The organism is Rhodococcus sp. NPDC003382 (genome assembly GCF_053589135.1).
The window spans coordinates 24,317-33,272 of record NZ_JBSFRH010000063.1 but is presented as its reverse complement, the minus strand read 5'-3'; the positions used below and the strand labels follow the sequence as shown (position 1 = coordinate 33,272).

Annotated in this window: 5 protein-coding genes; 2 read left to right on the top strand and 3 right to left on the bottom strand. The window is 66.0% G+C overall.

Annotated elements, in window-relative coordinates; genetic code table 11:
- Positions 1-354: 354 nt before the first annotated feature.
- Genes ACWDUD_RS27890 through ACWDUD_RS27880 form a run of 3 tightly spaced genes read right to left on the bottom strand, consistent with a single transcriptional unit; the run spans position 355 to position 3,673 of the window.
- Positions 355-1,119, bottom strand: coding sequence for a hypothetical protein (locus ACWDUD_RS27890; RefSeq protein ID WP_450111424.1), 765 nt, complete (start codon positions 1,117-1,119; stop codon positions 355-357).
- Complete coding sequence (locus tag ACWDUD_RS27885; protein WP_450111423.1) at positions 1,116-3,317, bottom strand: TPR repeat region-containing protein; 2,202 nt, start codon at positions 3,315-3,317, stop codon at positions 1,116-1,118. The genes ACWDUD_RS27890 and ACWDUD_RS27885 overlap by 4 nt, the downstream gene beginning before the upstream one ends.
- Positions 3,314-3,673 carry a hypothetical protein gene (locus ACWDUD_RS27880; RefSeq protein WP_450111422.1) on the bottom strand — a complete coding sequence of 120 codons (360 nt, stop codon included), beginning with the start codon at positions 3,671-3,673 and terminating at the stop codon, positions 3,314-3,316. Before ACWDUD_RS27880 ends, ACWDUD_RS27885 begins: the two co-directional genes overlap by 4 nt.
- Before the next feature lie 218 nt (positions 3,674-3,891).
- Here ACWDUD_RS27880 and dnaE point away from each other — a divergent pair, with 218 nt between their 5' ends.
- Both dnaE and ACWDUD_RS27870 read left to right on the top strand, forming a co-directional pair.
- Positions 3,892-7,428: a DNA polymerase III subunit alpha gene (gene dnaE, locus ACWDUD_RS27875; RefSeq protein ID WP_450111421.1), complete on the top strand. Its 3,537-nt coding sequence runs from the start codon at positions 3,892-3,894 to the stop codon at positions 7,426-7,428.
- Between the two features lie 116 nt (positions 7,429-7,544).
- On the top strand, positions 7,545-8,933 hold the full coding sequence (locus ACWDUD_RS27870; protein ID WP_450111420.1) for an FAD-dependent oxidoreductase: 1,389 nt from the start codon (positions 7,545-7,547) through the stop codon (positions 8,931-8,933).
- Positions 8,934-8,956: the final 23 nt, after the last annotated feature.

Sequence of the window (8,956 nt, the reverse complement as noted above, 5' to 3'; positions counted from 1 at the left end):
GCCACCACCGGGACCCGGCAACCGCTACAGTGAACACGCCCACGAGTGGGCACTTTCGTTGAGCACAAGCGAGCACCTTCGCTGAGCCTCATCAGTAGTAGGACTCCAGGTAGGCACGTACGGCGGTTTCGGGGGAGCCGAAGAGGTCGATGCCGGGTTCGGCGCTCCAACGGTAGTTGTATTGGACGAGATCGGGAAGTGTGTACGGCGCAGGTTCGGGTGGCGCGATCGCCGTGATCCACGGTGCATCTCGAGATGGTGAGTGTCGCGGCGACAAGCGCGATCACGCGTTTGCGAATCGGTCCGGGTGATGACTCTGCGGCAGCAACTAGTCGTATCGCCGACGTCTGCTCGTCACTGGGAACTCGACCATCCGGGGTAGGGCGGCAGGGTCGGGTAAGGGACTGTGAATGTTTCGTTGATACGTTCGGGTCTTGTTTCGGGTGGGTCGGGAAACTTGTGCTGGCAGGCGAGGTTGTCGTCGAAGTTTCCCGTCGAGAAGGCGTGTCGCGTGACGGTCCAACCGCCGAACACGTCGTTTTGGGGTGTGCGTTCCGGGCCCTCCGCGTAGCGCGCTGTGTCTGTGATCCCGGCAGATCCTGGCGTGAACTCGATTTGCATTGCGGTCGGTATCCGCACCCCGCGATTGGTGTATGTGCCGTCGCGACGTAGGTCCATCAGGGAATAGTCACCTTCGCAGACAACTGCCTGCATACCGAAGGCATTCCGTTCGATCGACAGCAGATGTGCATGAAAGGTGCCGACGATGGGAAGTGGGTTGTAATTGGTTCGGTCGTTGATCGCTCGATGACGTGGGGGGTCGTATGCGACGTCCTCTGTGGCGTTCTCGAACCCGGGATAACCCGCCGCGGTTGAGTGCGCGAAACTCGCAATGTAGTAGGACTCGAAATAGGCGCGAACGACCGTTGCGTCAGGGCCGAGCAGGTTGATACCGGACTCCGCGCTCCAGCGATAGTTGTACTGAACCACATCCGGGAGTTGGTAGCGCGCAGATATTTCGGACTCCGATGTATCTTGGCCGATGCTGCAGCCGGATACGTGGAACGCCGCGGCAGCTGCAACACACGCGATACTGAGTCGGGTTGCGATTCGGGTCATCGATCCACATCCTGCCGAGCATTTTCGAATGCGGAGAAGAAGGCCTCCAGAGGGAGGTCGGCGGCCGTCAGGGCGTCATGCGTTCTCGTGCTGAAGTGGGTCAATTCGGTGTCTGGGCGTTCGCCTTCGATCTCGGTCAACGTCTGCAGCCGACCGTCCTCGGTTGTGTACTCGGTCCACGCCGAGTCTGCGGGAAGGCGCCCACCATTGGCGGCTTGCACGCCGAGCGCCATGTTGTAGTAGGAGGCCGTACGCGATGTGTCCGCCGAAGCATTCGCCGTCATCGATTCGATCCGATCGACTGTGCTCATGTACGCCTCGCGCACCGATGGCGATGCGACGTCGATGCCCGTCGCCAGGAACGGACCCGCCACCGGAACGAACGAAGCCGACCCGTACAAGGCCGCTTTCGCGCTGTCGAACACCAACCCTCTGCTGTCCAGTGCATCCTCGGCGTCGGTTCGCCGGTTCTCCAGTTCGAGGTCGAGTCCGGCTTCGACCACGCCGGCCAGTCGTCCCGCCCACACTCCGTAATGGATTCGCGAATCGGTGTTCGTTGCACCGGATGTCGCCCACACCTGCTCCAGCGACGCGACCGACGTCGATGCCTGTGCTGTCAGGTGCCCGGCCGCGTCGACGTCGCTCGACAGCACTGCGTAGAGCAGTGGCGCGTTCCGGAAGCCGAGTGCCCCGTATCCGTGTGTTCCGGTCTCCTCACCGGGAACGCCGACCATATCGGCCAGATAGGGTGCCACGGCTTTTGCGAGGCCTTGGGTCACAGCGGGATTCAGCTCACCGATCGATTTTCCGTCGGTCCCGGGAACGTCGAGCAGTTCCGCATGGTGGCCGGACAGCAATTGCGAAAGGCCGAAAGCGGTTTCGCCTGCACGCGTGGCGCGTTCGATCGACCCGGGGTCGTCACCGATCGCTGCTGCATCGTCCGCAATCCACTCGAACATCCTCGCCACCGCGGGCTCGCCGGAGTCCGACCAATCATGTTGCAGGAGAGGAAGTATCCGATCTTCGCGGCTGTCCGGATCGACCACCATCTCGTGCACGCTCTCCTGGTCACGTCCACCGGCGGCGACCAGATGCTCGAGGAGTCCGTCGAACGTCGTCGATCCCGCGTCCCGCAGTTCGATGGCGCTTCGGGGCCCCGGATCGAGTGCAGCCAACTCACCGGCCCGCTCGAGCAGTGCGCGATTGATCGGATTGTCCTGCTGCAACGCCGCGTCACCGACCCCGTACGACTGCGCGAACCGGTCGAGCAGACCCGCGTCCGGAACGGCGGTGAGAAACACCGGGGGATTGCCCACCACGACGCCGGTCGTGGCCGGCGTGTCGAAGAATTCCGCCACCCCTGCCGGCATACCTCCGGAGCCGGTCTCGGGTCCGGCGGCGAGCGCCAAACCGTTCGCCAGGAGCCGCTGCCCTTCGGCGGACCCTTCCATACCCAACTGCTCGGACAGTTTCACGAATCCGTCGACCCCGAGCGTGCCGTACAGCTCCCGCACATAGTCGGGCGTTGCCTGGGACATCACGATGTGTTCCCCACGCGCCAGGGCTTCGAGCTGTTCGGCGGTGGGTTGGATTCCGCGCAGGTCACGCAGCAGATTGTCGATGTCGGCGGCGGTCAAGTGCGCGCCGCCGGTGATCTTCACCGCGAGTTCGCGGGCTTCGAGGCCGGACGTTCCGAGGTGTTCGGGGACGAGTGCGCGCAGGGCATCGAGGGCGTTCCGGACCGCTCGGGCAGCCTCGGCGTCGGCGTCGGCCAGGGCGGTCACCGCTTGGCCGACCCGCCAGCGCCAGTAGTCGACCTCCTGAGGATCCTCGACGGACCCTGCCGAGACCTGCCAGTCGTCGCCGACGGAGGCGCCGGCAGCGTGGGCTGCGGCGACCGTGTCGAGCAGGTGGGTCCTCGCCGTGCCGATGCTGCCCAGCGCGGAGCGATACGCGGCGCCGACGCTCTCCACGCTTTCGGCGCACCGGAGCATCCGGCGGCTTTCGAACTCGGCGCGTTCCTCCGCGGCGGCCTGAGCATCGCTGACCCAGCAGTCGTGGTCGCGCATCAGCGACACATCGCGATGGACCGAGCGGGCGATGGCGGCGAGCCTTCGCTGTGCTCCGTCGATCGCGTCCGCGGTTCCGCCCAGGTGCTGTGGTTGCCACCTCGCCACGGACGTCTGCGTCGGCGTCACGCGACCTCCCCGGCATTGCGGATGAGGGACGCGAACTCGTCCTCGGCGATCACGTAGCCCTGCGCACCGCCCCCGGCGATGTAGGCCATCTGGTCGATCGGCCCGGCGAGCACGTCGAAGGCCCCCGCCAGCACAGCGACCGCCTCCGCCGAGACCGCGGCGAGCTGCGACCCCTCCAGCGAATGCGGCAGCTGCTCGAGGTCGTACCACGGCCCGGTCCGGTGGGAGTTTCCCGCGCGCCGGACCTCGTCCGCGTGGTTCATGAGGGTGGTGGCGAGCGTGGCGAGCATCTCCGGATCGACCTTCACCGCGACCGCCCGCCCCGGCCCGGAGCACAGCCCGGAGAACGCACGCACGCCGAACAGAACAAGATCACCATCGCCCCCCTGTGGTGTCGGGTTCACCCCGATCGCAGGGTCCCCCGACCCCGACGCAGAGGGCAGCTTACACACGGGTGTGTGACGGTCACCATGCCGGGAACGAAGACCCGCAGGAGGCGCGGTGTGGCTGACCGAACACGTCGCCGTGGAGGCCTACACTCATCGGTGCCCACTGACTTCCGGGAGTGACACGCGTGGCTGACTCGTTCGTTCATCTGCACAACCACACCGAGTACTCGATGCTCGACGGTGCCGCGAAGGTCGGGCCCCTGTTCAAGGAGGCCGAGCGGCTCGGGATGACGGCGGTCGGCATGACCGACCACGGAAACATGTACGGCGCGAGCGAGTTCTACAACGCCGCGAAGAAGTTCGGGATCAAGCCGATCATCGGCATCGAGGCGTACATCGCCCCGGAGTCCCGGTTCAACACCAAGCGTGTGCTGTGGGGCGATCCCAGCCAGAAATCCGACGACGTGTCCGGCTCGGGTTCCTACACCCACATGACGATGGTCGCGGAGAACGCGACGGGCCTGCGGAACCTGTTCAAGCTGTCCTCCCTCGCCTCCATCGAGGGTCAGCTCGGCAAGTGGGCCCGCATGGACGAGGAACTCATCGCCGCGCACGCCGAGGGCATCATCGCCACGACGGGCTGCCCGTCCGGTGAGATCCAGACCAGGCTGCGTCTCGGTCACGACCGCGAGGCGCTCGAGGCCGCCGCGAAGTGGCAGGAGATCTGGGGCAAGGACAACTTCTTCCTCGAACTGATGGATCACGGCCTGTCCATCGAGCGACGCGTCCGCGAGGGCCTGCTCGAGATCGGGCGCAAGCTGGGTATCCCTCCGCTCGCGACGAACGACTGCCACTACGTCACGAAGGACGCCGCCGAGAACCACGAGGCGCTGCTGTGCATCCAGACCGGTAAGACGCTCTCGGATCCGACCCGCTTCAAGTTCGACGGTGACGGCTACTACCTCAAGTCTGCCGAGGAGATGCGTGCCATCTGGGACTCGGAGGTTCCCGGCGCGTGCGACAACTCGGTGCTCATCGGCGAACGCGTACAGTCCTACGACGAGGTGTGGAAGCACCGCGATCGCATGCCGATCTTCCCGGTGCCCGAGGGGCACACCCAGGAGAGCTTCCTGCGGCACGAGGTCATGCGCGGCCTGGACCGGCGGTTCCCGGGCGGTCCGCCGGAGGAATACCTCGCCCGCGCCGACTACGAGATCGGCGTCATCAACCAGATGGGATTCCCCGCCTACTTCCTCGTGGTCGGCGACCTCATCAACCATGCCCGTGAGGTCGGAATCCGGGTCGGCCCGGGCCGTGGTTCGGCCGCCGGTTCTCTTGTCGCCTACGCGATGGGCATCACGAACATCGACCCGATCCCGCACGGTCTGCTGTTCGAGCGGTTCCTCAACCCCGAACGTGTCTCCATGCCCGATATCGATATCGACTTCGACGATCGTCGCCGCGGCGAGATGGTGCGCTACGCGTCGGAGAAGTGGGGCAACGACAAGGTCGCCCAGGTCATCACGTTCGGCACCATCAAGACCAAGGCCGCCATCAAGGACTCGGCGCGCGTGCAGTTCGGTCAGCCCGGCTTCGCGATCGCCGACCAGATCACCAAGGCGCTGCCGCCGCCGATCATGGCGAAGGACATCCCGGTCTCCGGCATCACCGACCCCAATCACGAGCGGTACAAGGAGGCCGCCGAGGTTCGCGCGCTGATCGACTCGAACCCGGACGTGAAGAAGATCTACGAGACCGCGCTCGGCCTCGAGGGGCTGATCCGCAACGCCGGCGTGCACGCCTGCGCGGTCATCATGTCGTCCGAGCCGCTGATGGATGCGATCCCGGTGTGGAAACGCGCCCAGGACGGCGCGATCATCACCGGCTGGGACTACCCGTCGTGCGAGGCCATCGGCCTGCTGAAGATGGACTTCCTGGGCCTGCGCAACCTCACGGTGATCGGCGACGCGATCGAGCTGATCAAGGAGAACCGCGGGATCGACATCGACCTCGACACCCTCCCGCTCGAGGACGAACCGACCTACGAACTGCTTGCGCGCGGCGACACGCTAGGCGTGTTCCAGCTCGACGGCAGTGCCATGCGTGACCTGCTGCGACGCATGCAGCCGACCGGCTTCGACGACATCGTCGCCGTCCTCGCGCTGTACCGGCCGGGTCCGATGGGCATGAACGCCCACAACGACTACGCGGACCGCAAGAACAATCGGCAAGAGGTCAAGCCGATCCATCCGGAACTCGAGGAACCGCTGCGCGACATCCTGAAGGACACGTTCGGTCTGATCGTGTACCAGGAGCAGATCATGCAGATCGCGCAGAAGGTCGCCGGGTACAGCCTCGGGCAGGCCGACCTGCTGCGTCGCGCGATGGGTAAGAAGAAGAAGGAGATCCTCGACGAGGCCTACGACGGCTTCGCCGAAGGCATGCGGAACAACGGCTTCTCGCAGCCGGCGATCACTGCGCTGTGGGACACCGTTCTGCCCTTCGCCGGCTACGCGTTCAACAAGTCGCACGCCGCCGGCTACGGTCTCGTGTCCTTCTGGACCGCCTACCTCAAGGCCAACTACCCGGCCGAGTACATGGCCGCGTTGCTCACCTCGGTCGGTGACGACAAGGACAAGGCCGCGCTGTACCTGGCGGATTGCCGCAAGATGGGCATCACCGTGCTGCCGCCGGATGTCAACGCCTCGCGCGTCGACTTCGCCGCGGTCGGCGAGGACATCCGATTCGGTATGGGCGCGGTGCGTAACGTCGGTGCGAACGTCGTCGCGTCGATCATCAAGGCCCGGGAGGAGAAGGGTGCGTTCACCGACTTCTCCGACTATCTCGGCAAGATCGACACCCTGGCCTGTTCGAAGAAGGTCACCGAATCGCTCATCAAGGCAGGTGCCTTCGACTCGCTCGGGCATCCCCGCAAGGGCTTGATGCTCGTCCACGCCGATGCGATCGACGCGGTGATGAGCACCAAGAAGGCCGAGGCCATCGGCCAGTTCGACCTGTTCGGTGGCGCCGACGCCGACGAGTCGGTGACTTCGGTGTTCAACGTGAAGATCCCCGACGAGGAGTGGGACACCAAGCACCGGCTCGCGCTGGAACGGGAGATGCTCGGCCTGTACGTCTCGGGGCACCCCCTCAACGGCATCGAGCACGTGCTCGCCGCGCAGGCGGACACCCAGATCCCGGCCATTCTCGAAGGCGACATCAAGGACGGCACCCAGGTCACCGTGGGCGGCATTCTCGCCTCGGTGAACCGGCGCATCAACAAGAACGGTCTGGCCTGGGCGTCCGCGCAGATCGAGGATCTGTCCGGTGGCATCGAGGTGCTGTTCTTCCCGCAGTCCTACTCGGTCTACGGGATGGACGTCGTCGAGGACTCCGTGGTCCTGGTCAAGGCGCGCGTATCGATCCGCGACGACCGGATCTCCCTGATCGCCAACGACCTTGCGGTACCGGATCTTTCGCAGATCGGTGTCGCCAAGCCGCTGTCGGTGTCGATGCCGACGCGGCTGTGCACACCGGACAAGGTGGGGGCACTCAAGAACGTCCTGACCCGCCATCCGGGCACCTCGGACGTCCATGTGCGGCTGATCTCCGGCAGCAAGGTCACCTTGCTCAAGGTCGACGACAGCCTGCGGGTGGAACCGTCGTCGGCGTTGATGGGCGATCTCAAGGCGCTGCTCGGCCCGGGCTGCCTGGCTACTTAACCCGCACGCGCGGTAGCGCCCGGAAACTCGAGTAGGGCGCTACTCGCGCGCTCCGGCGAGCGCCGGGCCAGCATCGAATGCGTACTCACTCGGGCATTCGATGCGAGGCGAAGATCATGAACAGGATCGGCGATCGGGCGGTTGTTCTCGGGGGCAGCATGGGCGGGCTGTTGGCCGCCCGCGCGCTGGCCGAGTTCTACGACACGGTGACCGTGGTCGAGCGGGACGTGCTCCCCTCCGGGGCGGAGAACCGGCGCGGGGTGCCGCAGGGACGGCACGTCCACGCGCTGCTCGCGTCCGGAGCGGAGGCGATGGACGAACTCCTGCCCGGGTTGCTCGCCGATCTGGCCTCCGAGGGTGTTCCGCAGATCGCGTACGGCGACATGGCCGGAGTTCACCTCGCCTTCGGCGGGCACACGTTCGGGAAGAGGGATCGTGTGCAGGACGGGCATGAGACGTACCTGCCGAGCAGGTGCTTCCTGGAGAGCCGGGTGCGCAGTCGGATCCGCGAGTTGCCGAACGTCACGATCCTCGACGGCCACGGTGCCGGAGAGTTGACCACCACGGCCGATCGCCGTCGGGTCACCGGTGTACAGGTGGGTGGTGGTGGGAGCGCCCATACACTGCGCGCGGATCTCGTGGTCGACGCCCGGGGACGCGGGGCGCGCACCCCGGCGATTCTCGAAGGTCTCGGCTACGGGCGCCCCGAGGAGGAGCATCTCGTCGTCGACGTGACGTACTGCAGTCGGTTGTTGCGCATCCCGCCGGGCATGCTGCGGGAGAAGATGGTGATCGTCGGAGCGCAACCGGGCCGCCCGACCGGGATGGCGTTGCTCGCCTGCGAGAACGATACGTGGATGTTCACGGTGAGCGGCATGGTGGACACGGAGCCGCCAACCGACCTCGCCGACACGATCGAGTTCGTCGAGTCGTTCTCTCCGGCGCATGTGGTCGCTGCGCTCCGTTCGGCCGAACCGCTCGGTGCCGTCGCGAGACATCGCTACCCGTCGAGCCAGTGGCGGCACTACGAGCGCATGAACCGGTTCCCGGCCGGGCTGCTCGTGTTCGGTGACGCGGTCTGCAGCTTCAATCCGATCTACGGGCAGGGCATGACCGTTGCGGCTCTCGAAGCGCTCGAGTTGCGAAAGTGCTTGCACCGCAGTGATTCCGACCTTGCCGGCCGGTTCTTCCGGGCAGCCGCCCGGCCCGTCGGGGCGGCATGGAAGTTCGCGATCGGTGCCGACCTGTCGCTGCCCGAGGTCGAGGGACCGCGACCGTGGGGTGTCAGGATCGGCAACGCCTACGTCGATCGGGTCCTCGCCGCCGCCGAGACCGACACCGCGGTCGCCATGCGCTTCCTCCGAGTCAGCAGCCTGTACGACCCGCCGCGGAACCTGGGGCACCCGGCCGTGCTGGCCCGCGTCTGCGCGGCCAATCTCCGGCGTCGCCGACCGTCCACCTCGTCCGCGGATCGAGCGGGCACGTCCACCGTGACCGCGCACTGAGTGCGAGCCGACGGGACGGTATC

What these genes read in the sequence shown, in the direction of transcription:
- ACWDUD_RS27890 (WP_450111424.1), bottom strand. Translation starts at nt 1,119, where the DNA reads ATGACCCGAATCGCAACCCGACTCAGTATCGCGTGTGTTGCAGCTGCC.
- ACWDUD_RS27870 (WP_450111420.1), top strand. Translation starts at nt 7,545, where the DNA reads ATGAACAGGATCGGCGATCGGGCGGTTGTTCTCGGGGGCAGCATGGGC.